Annotated in this window: 17 protein-coding genes; 4 read left to right on the forward strand and 13 right to left on the reverse strand. The window is 70.6% G+C overall.

Annotated features, from left to right (window positions below):
* Window positions 1–79: 79 nt before the first annotated feature.
* Window positions 80–1,255 carry an MFS transporter gene (locus tag LT965_RS07230; protein ID WP_232703348.1) on the forward strand — a complete coding sequence of 392 codons (1,176 nt, stop codon included), beginning with the start codon at window positions 80–82 and terminating at the stop codon, window positions 1,253–1,255.
* A gap of 9 nt (window positions 1,256–1,264) precedes the next feature.
* On the opposite strand, the gene thrC is transcribed toward LT965_RS07230, so the two are convergent.
* The 3 genes from thrC to LT965_RS07245 all read right to left on the reverse strand — a co-directional run bounded on the left by thrC (window position 1,265) and on the right by LT965_RS07245 (window position 3,360).
* Window positions 1,265–2,512 (reverse strand): threonine synthase, encoded by a 1,248-nt coding sequence (gene thrC / locus LT965_RS07235; RefSeq protein WP_232703349.1) that lies wholly within the window; start codon window positions 2,510–2,512, stop codon window positions 1,265–1,267.
* Window positions 2,513–2,612: 100 nt separating this feature from the next.
* Window positions 2,613–2,882 (reverse strand): DUF7571 family protein, encoded by a 270-nt coding sequence (locus LT965_RS07240; RefSeq protein ID WP_232703350.1) that lies wholly within the window; start codon window positions 2,880–2,882, stop codon window positions 2,613–2,615.
* A 91-nt stretch (window positions 2,883–2,973) separates the two neighbouring features.
* Window positions 2,974–3,360: a helix-turn-helix domain-containing protein gene (locus tag LT965_RS07245; protein WP_232703351.1), complete on the reverse strand. Its 387-nt coding sequence runs from the start codon at window positions 3,358–3,360 to the stop codon at window positions 2,974–2,976.
* A gap of 102 nt (window positions 3,361–3,462) precedes the next feature.
* On the opposite strand from LT965_RS07245, the gene LT965_RS07250 reads away from it, so the two are divergent.
* Window positions 3,463–3,921, forward strand: a complete 459-nt coding sequence (locus tag LT965_RS07250) for a histidine kinase (RefSeq protein WP_232703352.1) — start codon at window positions 3,463–3,465, stop codon at window positions 3,919–3,921.
* Window positions 3,922–3,928: 7 nt separating this feature from the next.
* Here the strand turns inward: LT965_RS07250 and argF are convergent, their stop codons facing one another.
* From argF to LT965_RS07295, 9 genes are all read right to left on the reverse strand, one after another.
* A complete protein-coding gene (argF, locus tag LT965_RS07255; RefSeq protein WP_232703353.1) occupies window positions 3,929–4,810 on the reverse strand; it encodes an ornithine carbamoyltransferase in 882 nt (293 codons plus the stop codon).
* A complete protein-coding gene (locus tag LT965_RS07260) occupies window positions 4,798–5,808 on the reverse strand; it encodes a [LysW]-lysine hydrolase (RefSeq protein WP_232703354.1) in 1,011 nt (336 codons plus the stop codon). The genes argF and LT965_RS07260 overlap by 13 nt, the downstream gene beginning before the upstream one ends.
* Window positions 5,805–6,917, reverse strand: coding sequence for an aspartate aminotransferase family protein (locus LT965_RS07265; protein ID WP_232703355.1), 1,113 nt, complete (start codon window positions 6,915–6,917; stop codon window positions 5,805–5,807). The genes LT965_RS07260 and LT965_RS07265 overlap by 4 nt, the downstream gene beginning before the upstream one ends.
* Window positions 6,914–7,729, reverse strand: coding sequence for an acetylglutamate/acetylaminoadipate kinase (locus LT965_RS07270; RefSeq protein ID WP_232703356.1), 816 nt, complete (start codon window positions 7,727–7,729; stop codon window positions 6,914–6,916). Before LT965_RS07270 ends, LT965_RS07265 begins: the two co-directional genes overlap by 4 nt.
* On the reverse strand, window positions 7,726–8,793 hold the full coding sequence (gene argC / locus LT965_RS07275; protein WP_232703357.1) for an N-acetyl-gamma-glutamyl-phosphate reductase: 1,068 nt from the start codon (window positions 8,791–8,793) through the stop codon (window positions 7,726–7,728). The genes LT965_RS07270 and argC overlap by 4 nt, the downstream gene beginning before the upstream one ends.
* Window positions 8,793–9,659 (reverse strand): lysine biosynthesis protein LysX, encoded by an 867-nt coding sequence (gene lysX, locus LT965_RS07280; protein WP_232703358.1) that lies wholly within the window; start codon window positions 9,657–9,659, stop codon window positions 8,793–8,795. The genes argC and lysX overlap by 1 nt, the downstream gene beginning before the upstream one ends.
* Window position 9,660: 1 nt before the next feature.
* On the reverse strand, window positions 9,661–9,825 hold the full coding sequence (gene lysW, locus LT965_RS07285) for a lysine biosynthesis protein LysW (RefSeq protein ID WP_232703359.1): 165 nt from the start codon (window positions 9,823–9,825) through the stop codon (window positions 9,661–9,663).
* Between the two features lie 218 nt (window positions 9,826–10,043).
* On the reverse strand, window positions 10,044–11,495 hold the full coding sequence (gene argH, locus LT965_RS07290; protein WP_232703360.1) for an argininosuccinate lyase: 1,452 nt from the start codon (window positions 11,493–11,495) through the stop codon (window positions 10,044–10,046).
* The gene (locus LT965_RS07295) at window positions 11,492–12,715 is read right to left on the reverse strand and encodes an argininosuccinate synthase (RefSeq protein ID WP_232703361.1); all 1,224 of its coding nucleotides are present in this window, start codon (window positions 12,713–12,715) and stop codon (window positions 11,492–11,494) included. The genes argH and LT965_RS07295 overlap by 4 nt, the downstream gene beginning before the upstream one ends.
* A 264-nt stretch (window positions 12,716–12,979) precedes the next feature.
* Between LT965_RS07295 and LT965_RS07300 the strand changes: the two genes are divergently transcribed.
* On the forward strand, window positions 12,980–13,174 hold the full coding sequence (locus LT965_RS07300) for a DUF7554 family protein (protein WP_232703362.1): 195 nt from the start codon (window positions 12,980–12,982) through the stop codon (window positions 13,172–13,174).
* Between the two features lie 37 nt (window positions 13,175–13,211).
* Window positions 13,212–13,739, forward strand: coding sequence for a 2'-5' RNA ligase family protein (locus LT965_RS07305; RefSeq protein WP_232703363.1), 528 nt, complete (start codon window positions 13,212–13,214; stop codon window positions 13,737–13,739).
* Window positions 13,740–14,043: 304 nt separating this feature from the next.
* Here the strand turns inward: LT965_RS07305 and LT965_RS07310 are convergent, their stop codons facing one another.
* Window positions 14,044–16,230 carry an ATP-dependent DNA helicase gene (locus LT965_RS07310; RefSeq protein WP_232703619.1) on the reverse strand — a complete coding sequence of 729 codons (2,187 nt, stop codon included), beginning with the start codon at window positions 16,228–16,230 and terminating at the stop codon, window positions 14,044–14,046.
* Between the last annotated feature and the right edge of the window lie 48 nt (window positions 16,231–16,278).

Raw genomic sequence — 16,278 nt, forward strand, 5'->3', positions numbered from 1 at the left:
GTCGGCCGACAGACCGCTTAAAACCCCGGTGCCGACCGAAACCCCGCCGCTGAAATACGCGCTCCCCGTCCCTCCGACAGTGACCGAGCGCACGACCGAGGAGCGCCTCGTGACCGGCTACGCCGGCCGGTTGCTCGTCGGGGCGTCCGTGGGCTGGCTGGCGATCCAGGCGGGCCGGCTCGTGCTGTCGCCGATGCTCCCGCAGGTGACCGCCGACCTCCAGATCTCCGACGCCCAGGCCGGTGTCGCGTTCAGCCTGCTGTGGGGACTGTACGCGCTCCTCCAGTACCCGAGCGGCCGCCTCTCGGATGCGCTCTCCCGGAAGACGCTGCTCACGACCGGCCTCGCGCTCGTCGCCGTCGGGTTCACCGCGCTCGCCGCCGCGCCCTCCTACGCCTTCTTCCTGCTGGGTGCGGCGGTCGTCGGTCTCGGTGCGGGGCTCTACCCGACCGCCGCCCGTGCGCTCGTCTCCGACCTCTACTCCGAGAAGCAGGGCCGCGCGTTCGGCCTCCACACGGCCTCCGGCGACCTCGGCGGCGTCGCGGCCGCGGGACTCGGTGCGACCGTACTCGCGGTGGCGACGTGGCGCGCCGCGTTCGTCCCCGTCGTCGCCGTCGCCCTCGTCGTCCTCGCCTCGCTGCACACCTGGAGCCGCGAGGAGTACGTCTTCGAGCGACGCGCGCTGGACGTCCGGCAGACGCTCGGGCGCCTGTTCGGCACGCCGCGGTTCCGCGGCCTCCTCGTCGCCTACGCGCTCTACGCGTTCACGTGGCAGGCCACCGCGGCGTTCCTCCCGACGTTCCTCAACACCGGCAAGGGGTTCGGGCAGGGCGTCGGTAGCGCGGCGTTCGCGGCGCTGTTCGCCGTCGGTGCAGTCGTCAAACCGACCGCCGGAACGCTCTCGGACTACGTCCCGCGGCGCACGCTCACCGTCTCCAGTCTCCTGCTCGGCGCGGCGTCGCTGGCGGCCGTCGTGCTCGCCCAGCAGCCGCTGTTCGCCGTCATCGCCGTCGTCGCGTTCGCCGCGGGGCTGATGTCGTTCCCGCCGGTGATGCAGTCGTACCTGATGGACTCGTTCCCCGCGGACTCCGCGGGCGGCGACCTGGGCGCGATGCGCACCGTCTACATCGGTCTCGGGGCGCTCGGCCCGACGTACGTCGGTACCGTCGCCACGCTCGCGGACTACCGACTCGCGTTCTGGGGACTGGTCGCCGCCCTCCTCGTCTGCGCGGGTCTGGTCGCCGCGACCACCTAGCGCGTGAGCTCAGAGCGCGTCGAGGACGCCGTCGGCGTCGGCTGGCACAGGCGTCGGGTCGCCGCCCGCGGCGGCCGCCGCGTCCGGGTCCTTCAGCAGGTGGCCCGTGGTGAGGCAGACGACCCGCTCGTCGGCGTCGACCTCGCCGCGCTCGCGGAGCGCCAGCAGGCCCGCGACGCTCGCCGCGGACGCCGGCTCGACGCCCACGCCGTCCTCGGCGAGCATCCGTTGGGCCTCCGTAATCTCCTCGTCGGAGACGGCGACCGCCGTGCCGCCCGTCTCGTAGATGCCGGGGAGCGCCTTCGGCGCGTTCACCGGGTTGCCGATGCGGATGGCGGTCGCCCGCGTCTCCACGTCGTCCCAGCGCTCGACGTGGTCGCTGCCGGCCTCGACGGCCTCGACCATCGGCGCGGCGCCCGCGGCCTGCACGCCCGTCAGTTTCGGCATCTCCGCCTCGCTCATCTCGCCCGCCGCGACGAGTTCGCGGAAACACTTGTACAGCGCCGCCGTGTTCCCCGCGTTCCCGACGGGGAGGACGACGCGGTCAGGCCACTCGCCGGTCGCGTCCCGCGACTGTTCGAGAATCTCGAGGCCGATGGTCTTCTGGCCTTCGAGGCGGAACGGGTTCAGCGAGTTCAGCAGGTACGCCTCCCCTCGGTCCGCGAGTTCGGCGACGACGTCGAGGCAGTCGTCGAAGTTGCCGTCCACCTCGCAGATGCGTGCGCCGTGGAGCGCCGCCTGCGCGACCTTCCCGGCCGCCACCTTCCCGGCGGGCAGGAGCACGAGCACCGGGGTGTCGGCTCGCGCGCCGTAGGCCGCCAGCGCCGCGCTCGTGTTCCCCGTGGAGGCGCAGGCGAGTCGCCCGACGCCGAGTTCGTCGGCGACGCGGACGCCGACGGTCATCCCGCGATCCTTGAAACTCCCCGTCGGGTTCATCCCCTCGTGTTTCACGCGGAGGTCCGCCACGTCCGCCCGCTCCGCGATCTTCGGCACCTCGTACAGCGGCGTGTTCCCCTCGGAGATGGAGACGCCCGTCTCGAAGGGGAGCGCCGCGCGGTAGCGCCAGACGCCCGCGCCCTCGAACTCGTCGAACGTCGGGTAGTGGGCGTACCGCGCCTCGAGGAGGCCGTCGCAGTCGGGACAGCGGTACACTACGTCGTCGAACGGCGCGAGCGTCGCGCCACACTCCACGCACGCGAGCCAGACGCCGTCGTCGGCGACGGCCGGCGCGTCGCCGCCCAGCGAGAGGTCGGTCATGGTCACGTCTCGGAGGTGGACACACAAATACGGGCCGGGTGGTGCGGGTTTTGCCAGCTACTGGCTGTCGGGTCGACGCGAAAAAATTGGGGGTCGTCGCTCAGTGAGAGACCGCGTCGCAGGTCCAGCCGGGGTCGTCGCCCGTGTGTTCGATCAGGTCCGAGCGGCAGGCCGGGCAGTAGTCGGGCGTGAACGAGACGTTCCGGGGGACGTACACCGCGCCGCCACACTCCACGCACGCGTCGGGTTCGACGGTCACACAGTCGCTACAGAGGTGGAAGTCGTCGACTGTGAGGTCGCGCAGGGGTTCGAGTTGTTTGTCCAGGGTGTACTCGTCGATGACCGCCTGACAGTTGTGGCACGGTTTCATGGCGATGCCCCTAGGGGGATGGGACCACGTCACATATGCTTACCCCCCGAGGCAACGACAGTCCGGCGATTCTCGGACGACGCAGTCGACACTACCGGGCGACGGTGTCGTCCGCTTCGAACGCCTCGATGCGCCCGTGGACGTAGTCCGCCCAGGCGCCGAGTTCCTCGTGCATCCGGGACCGCAACTCCGGCAGCGGGACCGCCTCGTAACAGAACATCTCGCCGCCGTGGTCGAGGATCACCCTGTGTCGCTCCGCGATGTCCTTCTCGTGGAGTCGGATGAGCGCTCGCGCGACCGTCGAGCGGTCGCGGTCCAGGCCGTCGGCGAGTTCGCCCGCGCTCGCCTCACCCGTCGCGCGCAACGCGAGGTAGGTCTCGACGTCCCGCTCGTGGAGGCCGAAGACGCACTGGAGGATGTCGCCGAACTCCGGTTCCTCGACGAGCATCAGCGCTCGCAGGGTCGGCTCGTCGGACATACTGAACTGTTCGACGAGGACCACTGTAAACCCTGCCTCGGGTGTGCATCCGGCGTACACGCCCGCAGTAGCGGTTTATCGGGGATAGTCGTGTGTTACCGTATGGCAACGAAGACAGCAGGCGCCACGGCGGTCGCAACGAACTGGCCGAACTGGGTACGCGGCGTCCTCGCGGGCGTCGTCGGGGGCATCGCCTTCGGGGTGATGATGACGGTGATGATGACGCCGGTGATAGAGAACGCGATTCCGGCCCTCTACGGTCTCTCCGGTGGCACCGCGGGCTGGGTGCTCCACGTCGGTCACAGCGCGGTGTTCGGCGTCGTGTTCGCGGCGCTCGCGACCGCGGGTGGGATCCACGACCTCGGTCGAACCACGCTCGTGGGCGCCGTCTACGGGGTCGTCCTGTGGGCAGTGTTCGCGGCCGTCGTGATGCCGGTGTGGCTCCAGGCGGTCGGCTTCGGCGCTGCGCCAGCCGTCCCGAACGTGAACCCACAGAGCCTCGTCGGTCACGTCGTCTACGGGGTCGTCCTGGGCGTCGTCTACGCCGGCGTCACGGAGTAGGCGCCGTTCAGTCGACGAGTTCGACGAGCAGCGCCTTCTGGGCGTGCAGGCGGTTCTCGGCCTGCTGCCAGACGACGGAGTTCGAGCCGTCGATGACGCCCGCGGTCACCTCCTCGCCGCGGTGGGCGGGGAGGCAGTGCATGAACGCCGCGTCGCCGAGCAGCGCCTCGTCCACCTGGAACCCCTCGAAGGCGTCGAGGCGGCTCGCGCGCTCGTCCTCGTCGCCCATGCTCACCCAGACGTCCGTGTAGACGACGTCGGCGTCCGCTGTCGCGGCCTCGGGGTCGTGGCCGACGGTGACGTCGCCGTACGAGTCGGCGCGCGAGAGCACCGACTCCTCGAACGGGTACCCCTCGGGGGTGGCGGCGCGCACGTCGTAGCCCATCATCGCCGCGCCGACGAGGAACGACGCGGCGACGTTGTTGGCGTCGCCGACCCACGCGACGGTTCCCGTCTCGCCGACGACCTCGCGGAGCGTCAGCAGGTCGGCGAGCGTCTGGGCGGGGTGGGCGTCGTCGGTCAGCCCGTTCACCACTGGCGCACGGGAGTTCGCGGCCAGCGTCTCCAGGTCGTCGTGGTCGAAGACGCGGGCCATCACGGCGTCCGCGTACCGGCCGAGCACCTGCGCGGTGTCCGCGACCGGTTCGCCGCGTCCGAGCTGGATGTCGTCCTCCCCGAGGAAGACGGCGTGGCCGCCGAGCTGGGTCATCCCCACCTCGAAGCTGACCCGGGTCCGCGTCGACGGTTTCTCGAACAGCATCGCGAGCGTTCGGCCGGCGAGCGCGGTGTGGGGGATGCCGTCGGCCTGCGCGCGCTTCAGCGCGGCCGCGTCGTCGAGGACGTTCGCTAGCTGTTCGGGGGTCAGGTCGTCGATTCTCAGGAAGTGCATAATCTCTGGGCTGCCGTCGTCAGTACTGCGACCCCGCGGTCGAAGGCCGCGAGGTCGATGCGTTCGTCGGGCGCGTGGTCGAGCGCGGAGTCGCCGGGGCCGTACGTGGCGACGGGGCAGTCCCACGCCGCCGCGTAGTGGTTCGCGTCGCTCGTCCCGGTCTTCCGGAGGTGCGTGGGCTCGCCGCCCGCTTGCCGGATGCCGGCGCGGAGCGCGCCCGCGACCGGCGTCCGGGGGCTCGAGACGACCGGCGGAATCGCCTCGTTCCAGGTCACCGTCCCGTGGTCGGTGCAGTCCGCGACGGTCGCCTGGACGTCGCCCGCGGTCGTCCCGGGCGGCAGGCGGAACTCCACCGCCACGGTCGCCTCGACGCGCTCCCCGTCCGCGGAGAGCCCGCCGTCGAAGGTGACGGGTTTGACCGTCACCGACTCGAAGACGGAGTCTCCGGACTCGAAAGCGGCCTGCACGCGCTCGGTCCACGCGGTGGCGCGCTGGACGGCGTTCGGCTCCGGGCGCGAGGAGTGGCCGCTCGGCGTCGCTACCTCGTAGGTGCCCCGCACGAGGCCGCGGTAGCCCAGCGCGATGGCGTCCCAGCCGGAGGGTTCGCCGTTCACCACGGCGTCGGGTTCGTCGCGGGTCTCGACGAGGTGGCGCGCGCCCGCCGACGTGGTCTCCTCCTCGACGACGCCCGCGAACGCCGCGCCGGTCTCGACGCTCGCCGCGGCCATCGCCGCGAGCGGGCCGGTGGCGTCGACGCTGCCCCGGCCCCACAGCTCGCCGTCCTCTTCGCGCACCGCTATCTCTCCCGGCACGGTGTCGACGTGGCTCGTCAGGAGGACCGCGTCGTCGCCGGGTGCGCGGACGTTGCCCGCGTCGTCGGTCCACGCCTCGCGCCCGGCGTCCTCGAAGTAGTCCACGAGAACGCCCGCAGCCGCGCCCTCTGCACCCGAAACAGAGGGGGTCGAGACGAGGTCCCGGAGGAGTTCGCGTGGCGTCACAGCGTCGCCTCCAGCGCGTCCACCACGCGGTCGGCGTCCACCTCGTCGACTGTCAGCGGCGGTAAGAGGCGCACTACCGTCCGGCCCGCGGGGAGCGCGAGAATCCCGTGTTCCAGTGCGAGCGACCGCAGTGCACGAGTCGCCCCCCGTTTCACCTCGACACCGACCAGCAGGCCGGCGCCGCGCACGTCGCGCACCGGGAGGTCCGCGAGTTCCGCCTGGAGGTGCTCGCCGACCGCCGCCGCGTTCGCCGCCAGTTCCTCGTCCTCGATGACGTCAAGGGTGGCGAGCGCCGCGGCGCACGGGACGGGGCCGCCGGAGAACGTCGAGCCGTGGTCGCCCGAATCATCCGCTATCCAGTCGGCACACAGCGTCGCGCCGATGGGGAGGCCGCTGCCGAGGCCCTTCGCCACGGTGAGCACGTCGGGTTCGACGCCGGCGCGCTCGCAGGCCCACAGCTCGCCCGTGCGACCGAGGCCGGTCTGAATCTCGTCGAAGACGAGCGCCGCGCCCGTCTCGTCGCAGGCCTCGCGGGCGGCCTGCAGGTAGTCGTCGGACGCCGCGTGGACGCCGCCCTCGCCCTGTATCGGTTCGAGCAGGACGGCCGCAGTGTCGTCGTCCACCGCGTCGCGGAGTGCGTCCGCGTCGCCGTAGTCGACGAACTCCACGTGGTCGGGCACGGCGAACCCGTCCCTGTACTGCTGCTTCCACGTCGCCGCGAGCGACCCGAGCGTGCGGCCGTGGAACGCGCGCTTGGCGGCGACGACGTTCTCGCGGCCGGTGGCGTGGCGGGCGAACTTCAGTGCCGCCTCGTTGGCCTCCGTGCCGGAGTTGCAGAGCCAGACGTTCGAGCAGTCCCCCGGCCCGAGTTCGGCGAGGCGGTCGTACAGCGCGGTGCGCGTCGGCGTCGGGTACGACCCCTGGACGAACAGCAGGTCAGCGGCCTGCTCCTGGACGGCCGACACCACGTCGGGGTGGCAGTGACCGGCGGGCGCGCAGGCGTAGGAGGCGCCGAAGTCGAGGTACTCGGTGCCACCATTGTCGTACAGGGTGACGCCGTCGCCGGACTCGATCTCGATGGGTTTCTCGCCGAAGACGAAGCCGCTCATACTGCCTCCGGGTCGAAGCGCGTTCCCGCGCCGTCGAGTGCGCGCACGACGGGGTCGCGGCTGTTCGCGTCCGCCACGACCACCGACTCCGCACCGCTCTCCAGTGCCTCCGTCGCCGCGAGCACCTTCTTCGACATGAACCCCTCGGCGGCCGCCTCGGCGGCCGCGAGGTCCGCTGGCGTCAACACCTCCTCGATGAGCGAGTCCGGGTCCTCGGGGTCCTCGTAGACGCCCGCGACGTCCGTCAGCACGACCAGCGTCGCGTCGAGCGCGCCGGCGACGGCGGCGGCCGCGCGGTCCGCGTCCGCGTTGACTGCGACCCCGTCGTCGGCGAGCATCGGCACCGAGACGACGGGCACGTAGCCTGCGTCCAGTTGCGTCTGCAGGAGGTCCGTGTTCACGGCCTCGATCTTCCCGGAGTGGTCGCCGCGACGGATCTTCTTCTTGCCGTCCTCGACGACCTTCACCGCGGACTTCCGCGGCCCCGTCAGGAGGCTGCCGTCGACGCCGTTGAGGCCCACCGCGGGCACGCCGGCGTTCTCGAAGGCCGCGACGAGGTCGGTGTTCACCTTCCCCATCGCCATCGTGAACACGTTCATCGTCTCCGCGTCCGTGAACCGGCCGGTCATCCCCGAGGGCGACTCGACGTACTCCGGCTCCGTCCCGAAGTCGTCGAGCGCGTCGTCGACCGCCGTCGACCCGCCGTGGACGACGACCACGTCCTCGTCGTTCACCGTGAGGTGCGCGACGTCCGTGACTGCGCCCGCGGGGTCGACGGCACGTGCGCCACCGATTTTCACGACAACAGTCACGGGCTCCCCACCGGGTGCATCCCGAGCTGGTTCAGCCCCGCCGTCTCCTCGAAACCGAGCGCGAGGTTCGCGGCGTGGACGGCCTGGCCGGCCGACCCCTTGACCACGTTGTCGATGGCGGAGAACGCGACGATGCGGCCGTTGTCCGCGTCCAGTTCGAAGCCGACCTCGGCGTCGTTCGTGCCGGCGACCACCTTCGGTTCGGGGTAGCGGTAGACGCCGCTCCCCCCGGCGACCGTGCGGACGAACGGCTCGTCGTCGTACGTCTCGCGGTACGCGCCCCACAGGTCGCCCTTCGAGGGAACGTCTTCTGGGAACACGTGACAGGTTGCGGCCGCGCCGCGCACCATGTCGACGGCGTGCGCCGTGAACGACACCGAGAGGCCGAGTTCCTGTTCGATCTCCGCCTCGTGGCGGTGGCCGGTCGGCGCGTACGGGCGAACGACGCCGGAGCGCTCGGCGTGCGAGGACGCCGCCCCGCCGCCGGCGCCGCCCTCCGAGGAACCGACCTTCACGTCGACGACGACGTGGGCGTCCTCGAGGATGCCCGCCTCGTGCAGCGGGAGCAGCCCCAGAATCGTCGCCGTGGCGTTGCAGCCCCCGCCAGCGATCAGGTCCGCGCCCGGGAGCTCCTCGCGGGAGATCTCGGGGAGCGCGTACACGGAGTCGTCGAGGTGTTCGGGCGCGCTGTGGCCGTCGTACCACTCGTCGTACTGCGCCTCGGTCTCGAGACGGAAGTCCGCGCTCAGGTCGACGACGTTGTCGGCGGCGTCCTGCCACGCGTCGACGTGTGCCATCGCGATGCCGTGGGGCGCCGCGGCGAACAGCACGTCGACGGAGTCGAGGTCCGTCGGCTGCGTGAACCGGAGGTCGAGGCCGCGCAGGTTCGGGTGGACGCTGCCCACCGTCTTGTTCGCGTACTCGCGGCTGGTCGCCTGCGTCACCTCGAACTCGGGGTGGCCCGCGAGCAGGCGCAGCAGTTCGCCGCCCGCGAACCCGCTCGCGCCGACGACCGTCGCGGTCGCCGTCGCCGTGTCGGTCGAATCGTCGGTCGTCGTCGCCATTAGGCGGTCACCTCCACCTGCGAGGCGGCCTTCGTCTCCAGCCAGTCCACGACAGTGGCGGGGACGTCGACGTCCGTCGCCTCGTTCAGCGCCTTGAACTCGACGGTGTGGTTGACCTCGTGGACGGTGTAGCCGTCGCCCGTCTCCATGAGATCCACTCCCAGCAGTCCGCCACCCACCGCGTCACTCGCCGTCTTCACGAGTTCGGCAACCTCGTCGTTCACGACGAAGTCGTCGGTCTGGGCGCCCTTCGCGGCGTTCGTCAGCCAGTGGTCGTCCGAGCGGGTCATCGCGGCGAGCGGTTCGCCGTCCGTAGCGACCACGCGGATGTCCCGGCCAGGCTTCTCGACGAACTCCTGGACGTAGAAGACGCTGTGCTCGTAGTGGCCCAGCGTCGCCTTGTGCTCGAGGATAGCCTCGGCGGCCGCCCGCGACTCGACTTTCGCCATGAGGCGGCCCCACGAGCCCACGACGGGCTTGAGGACGCAGGGGTAGCCGTAGCTCTCGATGGCTTCGAGCGCGCTGTCGGTGGTGAACGCGACGGTGGTGTCGGGCGTGGGGACGCCCGCGTCCGCGAGTGCGAGACTCGTCTTCGCCTTGTCGGCGCAGAGTGCGGCCGTCTCGGCGCTGTTCACGACGGGGACGCCGTAGGACTCGCAGAACTCCGTGAGGTACGTCGAGCGACTCGTCGCGAGACAGCGGTCGACCACGACGTCGCAGTCCGCCAGCGGGGCGTCGGTGCCGTCGAGGGCGAAGCCGTGCTTGCGCACGTCCACCTTCTCGACGTCGTGGCCGCGCTCGCGGAGCTCGTTCAGCAGGAGCTTCTCGTCCTGGCGGATCCGCGAGTACAGCAGACCGAACTGCAACTCACTCCCCCCAGTCTTCGGCGAGCTCGGGCGCTTTGTCCAGTGTCAGAGGGTCGTCGTCGACGACCTCCAGTTCGGTGCCACAGGTGCCACAGTCGACGATCTCTCCAACTTCCGCGTCGTCGTGGAGGGCCACGTCGGCCCCGCACTCGGTGCAGGCAGTCATTACGACTCACCGTTCCACCCGGTAGTACTTAAGCTAATCGAACTTGTCAAAGAGATTATAATAACTACAGCGCCGGCTAACGACGCGAGAACGCGCAAGAATTGCGGACAGCCGAAACCGAACCATGCTCAAAGAGTTGATAGTAATTGCCCCGGAGGGGCGGTCGCGGTCGTCGGACGGCGGTGGCGACTGCGTCCGCGGTACGCTGGGCAGCGACCTCACGCATACGTCGCCACCTCCGCGTCGAGTGCGTCCGTCGCCGCCTCCAGCGCCTCCCAGCGCTCCGCGACGGCCGTCTGGTCGGCCTCGATGCCGCCGAGTACGTTCGCGAGCGCGTCGCGGACCGCGTCGGGAGCGGGACCGCCCGTCGAGTCGCGCTGTGCGACACTCTCCACCGGGTCGAGCGCCGCCGCCACGAGTTCGGGGTCGACGAGTTCAGACAGCGACTCGCCGGTGACCTCGCGGGCGGCGGCGTCCACCGCGTCGAGGTCGGCGCCCGTCTCAGACGCCGCTGCAACAATCTCGTGCGCCGTCCGGAACGGCAGTCCAGCGGCGGCGAGCGCGTCGGCCACGCCCGTCGCCGTCGAGAAGTCCTCGCCCGCCGCGTCTGCCAGTGCCTCCGCGGGCCAGTCGGCGGTCGCGACCGCGCCCGCGGCGACCTCGGTGGCCTCCGAGACGAAGTCGGTCGCGTGCCACACGTGTACCGTCGCGCGCTGCAGGTCGCGGTTGTACGCGCGCGGGAGCCCCTTCAGCGTCGTCGCGAGCGCCTGGTAGGCGCCGACGGCGTCGCCCGCCGTCGCGCGCACGAGTTCCAGAGTGTCCGGGTTCTTCTTCTGGGGCATGATCGAGGACGTCGACGCGTAGTCGTCGTCCAGGTCGACGAACCCGCGGTTCGCGAAGAACACGAGGTCCTCCGCGAGGCCCGAGCAGGTCACCGCGACCGACGACAGCGCCGCGACGGATTCGAGCAGGAAGTCACGGCTCGCCGCCGCGTCCGTCGCGTTCGTCACCACGCCGTCGAAGCCCAGGAGGTCGGCGGTGCGCTCGCGGTCGACGTTGAACGTCGTGCCCGCGAACGCCGCACCGCCGAGCGGCGACTCGTTCGTGCGGTCGTAGGCGTCCAGCAGGCGCGCCGCGTCGCGGCCGAGCGTCCCCTCGTAGGAGAGCGCCCAGTGCGCGACGGTCGTCGGCTGGGCGGGCTGGAGGTGCGTGTAGCCGGGCATCACCGTCTCGGCCTCCGCCTCGGCCACCGCGGCCAGCGACTCGCGGAGCGCGAGAACCGAATCGAGCGCCGCCAGCAGGTCCTCGCGCAGGCGGTAGCGGATGCAGGCCGCGACCTCGTCGTTGCGGGAGCGTGCGGTGTGCATCTTCCCGCCGACGCGCCCGACGCGCTCGACGACGGCCGTCTCGATGGCCTCGTGGACGTCCTCGCCGTCCGGGAGCGCGTCGAAGCCCGCCGCCTCGACGTCGTCAAGCGCCCCGAGAATCTTGGCCGCCTCGTCGTCCGCGACGATTCCCTGTTCGGCGAGCATCACGACGTGCGCGCGGTCCACCGCGAGGTCCGCGGCGAAGATGCGCGCGTCGCCGTCGAGCGAGGAGAGGAACGACCGCGCGGGGCCGCCGCTGAAGCGGTCGCGGCGCACCACCGTGCCGTCGTCCTCCTCGCTCATTCGTCGCTCTCCTCGTTGTCGCCACCGTCCGGCTTCAGTTCGGGCTTGCTCGCGTTCGCGAGGCGGGACTGGAAGCCGTGGTACTTCGCGACGCCCGTCGCGTCCTCCTGGGCGATGCCGGCCACCGTCTCCGTGTCGAAGGAGGCGGCGTCCGCGGAGTAGACCGCGTGCTCGCTCTCGCGGGCGACCGGGCGGGCCTGCCCGCCCTCGAACTTCACCGTCACCGTGCCCGTCACCTTCTGCTGGGTCTCGTCGACGAACGCGTCGAGCGCCGCGACGAGCGGGTGGTCGGCGAGCCCCTCGTAGGCCTTCTGGGCCCACTGCTGGTCGACCTGCTGTTTGAAGTCGCGTTCGTCCTTCGTGAGCACGAGCCCCTCAAGGGCCTCGTGGGCGGCCAGCAGCGTGGTCGCTGCGGGGTGTTCGTAGTTCTCGCGCACCTTCAGGCCGAGCATGCGGTCCTCCATCAGGTCCGTGCGACCCACGCCGTAGCTCCCGGCGAGGTCGTTGAGGTACTCGATCAGGGGAACCGGATCCATCTCGTCGCCGTTCACGGAGACGGGGACGCCGTTCTGGAAGCCAATCTCCACGGTCTCGGTGTCGCCCGTCGGGGCGTCCGTCCAGTCGTAGATGTCCCCAGTCGGCTGGTAGCCCGGGTCCTCCAGGTCGCCGCCCTCGACGGAGCGACTCCAGAGGTTCGTGTCGATGCTCCACTCGCCGTCGTTGCCGGCCTCCACGGGGAGGCCCTTCTCCGCGGCGTACTCGATCTCCCACTCGCGCGTGAGGCCGAGTTCGCGGACCGGTGCGAGCACCTCCAGGTCGCTCGCGCGCCACACCGCCTCGAAGCGCAACTGGTCGTTGCCCTTCCCGGTGCAGCCGTGGGCGACCGCCGCACAGCCCTCTTCCTCGGCGACCGCCAGGATCGCCTCGGCGATGACCGGGCGCGCGAGCGCCGTCCCGAGCGGGTAGCCCTGGTAGGTCGCGTTCGCCTTCACCGCGTCGAAGCAGCGCTCGGCGAACTCGGCGTTCGCGTCGACGACGAAGTGCTCGACGCCGAGCGCGTCGGCCGTCTCGTGGGCCTCCGCGAACTCCGAGTCGGGCTGGCCGACGTCAACCGTGACGCCGATGACCTCGTCGTAACCGTACTCCTCTTTCAACAGCGGTACGCAGACCGTCGTGTCGAGCCCACCCGAGAAGGCGAGCGCGACTTTCTGTCCTGTCATGTGATGTGATTACCGCGACGCTCGAACGCTGGTGCAACCGACCGAGAACTGGGGGAGAACTGTAGTGGGGTCAGGGGGACCCCGGTCGTCGCGGCGTGCGTCGAGCGGCGGCCGCGCGGCTCCCGGCGGGAGTGCCCGTGCTGGGAGCCGGCGACGTCATTGTACGCTACCGAACTGGTCCCGCGGGCTTAAGCGTTGCTCTCCGCCCGACGCTTGCCGCGAACGGCCAGAATGCTCATGGGCGTCGTCTTGCAACGGTCGGCCATGACACGTTCCCGGGCTGCACTGGACACCGACAGCCTGCTCAAGATCGTCCTCCTGCTCGTCGTCGTGTGGCTCGTCCTCGAGATCGTCGAGGCGATTCTGGGCACGCTGGCGACCATCTTCGAAGTCTTCCAGCCGGTGATCGGTATCGTGCTCGTCGTGCTCATCGTGCTGTGGCTGCTCGACCGCATCTAACGTCAGCGCTTTCACGCTCCGGTCCCGACTGGACAGCGTGTACAGCGTGAACGCGCCGGTTCCCCCGGCGGTGAACGAGCTCGCCGACGACCTCCGTCCGGCGCTCTCGGCGTTCGCCCGCGTCCGCGAGTGGCACGAGCGCACCCTCCTCCTGAAGCGCGTCCCCGCCGACGACCGGAAGGAACTCCGGACCGCCTGGCAGACCGCGAAGGACGCGCTCCGGGGCGCGCCCGCCGTCGAAGCCCGCGTCTCCGAGGTCGACACGTTCGACGACCCGCCGAACGGGTCGAGTCCCGTCGTCTACCTCGCCGTCGAGAGCCCCGGCATCCACGAGCTCCACGCCCGCCTCTGCGAGGTGTTCGAACCCGTCCCGATACTGGAGGGCGGCGACGACTACGACCCTCACGTCACGCTCGCCCGCGACGCCGACGGCTTCCGGGGCCGCCGCGCCGTCGAGAACGTCCGCGGACGGGAGGTCGGCCCGGTCACGTGGACCATCGAGGAACTCGAACTGTACGACGCCCGCCACGGCGAGCGCGTGGATTCGATTTCGTTGCCTGCGTAGGTGGCTGTGTGCTGTTCTTGCGGTCGGAGACAATGGTCATATCTCGAAAGCCCCGGCCCGCTCGATGCTCCGGGGCTCGCTGTGCTCCTCGCTCCCGGTGGTCGCTGCGGTGCTTCCTTCGCCCGGGAGCAGTCGACCGGCCCGCCCCTTTCAGTCCTGCCCGGTACCGGCTACCTAACTGGCCAACGGGAGGACTGAATGGGGCGGCCAGGTACGGGAAGCACAGCGAGCCGCGCGACCGTACCTGGCCGGGGCTTTCGAGGTGGTGTTCTGACGACCAACTAACGAACCTGATACAGACGATTCACGGACTGGGCGGGTCGCCGTCGTAGGCGTCCAGGTCGCCGTAGAAGTTGAGCATCGAGAACCGCAGTTTCTCGGGGTCGATGTCGACGAGTTCCTGGCGGTCCTCGGGTGGGAACGTCGGGTTGACGCTGTACTTGCGCATCTCCGTCCGGCTGCCGGACGTGTACCGGCGGTCGACCAGCATCCGGACGCCGAAGTCCTCGGGCGACCGGATGACGCGCCCGATGGCCTGCCGGGTCTTGCGGACGGTCGGGATCTCGACGGCGTACCGCCAGCCGGGGTCCTCGGTGCGCCGCGCGCCCTCGCGGTCGCCGAACGCGCGGTCGTAGGCGTCCTGGACGGCCTCCGCGCGGGCGTCGAGGTGTGGGTAGGGGACGCCGACGACGGCGACCGTGCGGGCGTCATCGGCGTCGAAGCTCACGCCCTCCGCGAGCGTCCCCCACAGCGAGGTGAACAGCGCGCCGTTCCGGTCGGCGACGAACGACTGTCTGAGGTCCTCGGCGGCGACGCCGGGTTCGTCGAGGTATCTGGCAGCCTCCACGTCGGACAACAGGTCGTGGTAGCGCTCTGCTTCCGCGTAACTCGGGAAGAAGAACAGGCAGTTCCCGGGCGTGAACCGCACCGCGTCCCGGAGGACGTCGGCGACCTCTCGCTGGACGCCGCGGTCGTCGCGCTTCGAGGCGAACAGTGGCTCGGTGTCGACGGCGAACGTGCGGCGACGCTCCGCGGGGAACTGGAGGCCGAACGCCATCTCCACGGGGTCCTCGAGGCCGAGGACGTCACCGACGACATCGAACGGCCGGAGCGTCGCGCTCATCAGCACGCTCGCGTGGACCGCGTCGAAGAGGTCCGTCGTCACCTCCCGCGGGATGCAGGTGTACAGCTCCGCGCGGCCGTACACCTCCTCGGTGCCCTCGTCGCGGCGCACCGCCGCGGTCGGGTACTGGCCGAGTTCGTCGCCGTCCTCGACGTACGTCTCGACGAACTCCGCCGCCTGCAGGACGAAGCACTCCCGCCGCGTGGTGGTCTCGCCGTTCCGGTATGCCTCCTCGTACTCCTCTTTCAGGTACTCGCCGAGTGCGAGCGCGTCGTCGACGTCCTCGTGGATGCCCGGACCGGTGTACTGCTGGAGGAACGCCAGCGTCAGGTCGTCCCGCCGGTGCTCGTTGGCGACCGGGACGTCCTCCCAGTTCGGCCCGACCTCGGACTTCGCGCGGGGCGGTCCGGCGCCGCCCGGTCCGAACGACTCCTCGTACGTCTCGACGAGCGCGTCGCGGAACGCCGAGACGATGCGCTCGGCCGCGGCAGCGCGGTCCTGGTTCACCTCCTCCAGTTCCGAGAGCGCGCTGTCGAGGCTGTTCTCGGTGAGCGTCCTGGCCGCGTGGTCGCGGGCGGCGTCCTCGATGTTGTGGGCCTCGTCGAACACCACCACGACGTCCTCGGGGTCCCGGCCCAGCCAGCGGAAGAACTGTGCGCGGATGCCGGGGTCGAGCAGGTGGTGGTAGTTGCAGACCGCGAGGTCGACGCCCTCCATCCCGTCCTTCAACAGCTCGTAGCCGCAGAGGCCGGCCTCCTCGGCGTAGTCGTAGATGTCCTCGGGCGTCCGGACGTCGTCGTACAGCCAGCCGTAGAACTCGTCGTTGTCGCCCGCGAGGTTCTCGTAGTAGCGCTCGCAGACGTTCCCCTCGCGGAGGTCCTCGAGGTCCGCCTCCACGGACTCGAGTTCGTCGAGGACCGCCTGGCGGGCGTCGGCCGCGTCGGCGTCGCCGCCCTGGCTCTCCTCCAGGAGCGCCTGCTGGCGCTCCTCTAGCTGGCGCTTGTCGCGTTCGGTGTCGACGAGTTCGTGGGTGTTGTCCCGGAGCACCTGGCACTCCTCGTAGTCGACGTCGATGTGGCACATCGACCCCTTCCCCTTGAACACGACGGCCCGGATGGGTTCGGCGTCGTGGATCTCCCGGGCCTCCCGGACGAACTGGCGCATCTGCTGGTGGACGTTCGTCGTGATGACCACCGTCTTGTCGGTCTCGCGGGCGTGTGCGAGCGCCGGCGCGAGTGCCGCGAGCGTCTTTCCCGTCCCGCAGGCCCCCTCGAACAGCACGTCCCGGCCGGTGTCGAGGGCGTCCCGGATCTCGTCCATCGCCGCCCGCTGGTTGTCGTACGGCGAGGGCTTCGGGAAGAACTGCATGTACTCCTCGGGTGGGTCGCTCGCGGCCACGATAGGGCCGGGTTGGTC

The sequence above is a fragment of the Halobacterium wangiae genome (genome assembly GCF_021249345.1).
In the GTDB taxonomy this organism is placed as follows: Archaea; Halobacteriota; Halobacteria; order Halobacteriales; family Halobacteriaceae; genus Halobacterium; species Halobacterium wangiae.

Coding starts and splice junctions, on each gene's coding strand:
- thrC (WP_232703349.1), bottom strand. CDS start 2,512: ATGACCGACCTCTCGCTGGGCGGCGACGCGCCGGCCGTCGCCGACGAC.
- LT965_RS07240 (WP_232703350.1), bottom strand. CDS start 2,882: ATGAAACCGTGCCACAACTGTCAGGCGGTCATCGACGAGTACACCCTG.
- LT965_RS07245 (WP_232703351.1), bottom strand. CDS start 3,360: ATGTCCGACGAGCCGACCCTGCGAGCGCTGATGCTCGTCGAGGAACCG.
- LT965_RS07250 (WP_232703352.1), top strand. CDS start 3,463: ATGGCAACGAAGACAGCAGGCGCCACGGCGGTCGCAACGAACTGGCCG.
- argF (WP_232703353.1), bottom strand. CDS start 4,810: ATGCACTTCCTGAGAATCGACGACCTGACCCCCGAACAGCTAGCGAAC.
- LT965_RS07265 (WP_232703355.1), bottom strand. CDS start 6,917: ATGAGCGGCTTCGTCTTCGGCGAGAAACCCATCGAGATCGAGTCCGGC.
- argC (WP_232703357.1), bottom strand. CDS start 8,793: ATGGCGACGACGACCGACGATTCGACCGACACGGCGACGGCGACCGCG.
- lysW (WP_232703359.1), bottom strand. CDS start 9,825: ATGACTGCCTGCACCGAGTGCGGGGCCGACGTGGCCCTCCACGACGAC.
- argH (WP_232703360.1), bottom strand. CDS start 11,495: ATGAGCGAGGAGGACGACGGCACGGTGGTGCGCCGCGACCGCTTCAGC.
- LT965_RS07295 (WP_232703361.1), bottom strand. CDS start 12,715: ATGACAGGACAGAAAGTCGCGCTCGCCTTCTCGGGTGGGCTCGACACG.
- LT965_RS07300 (WP_232703362.1), top strand. CDS start 12,980: ATGACACGTTCCCGGGCTGCACTGGACACCGACAGCCTGCTCAAGATC.
- LT965_RS07310 (WP_232703619.1), bottom strand. CDS start 16,230: ATGCAGTTCTTCCCGAAGCCCTCGCCGTACGACAACCAGCGGGCGGCG.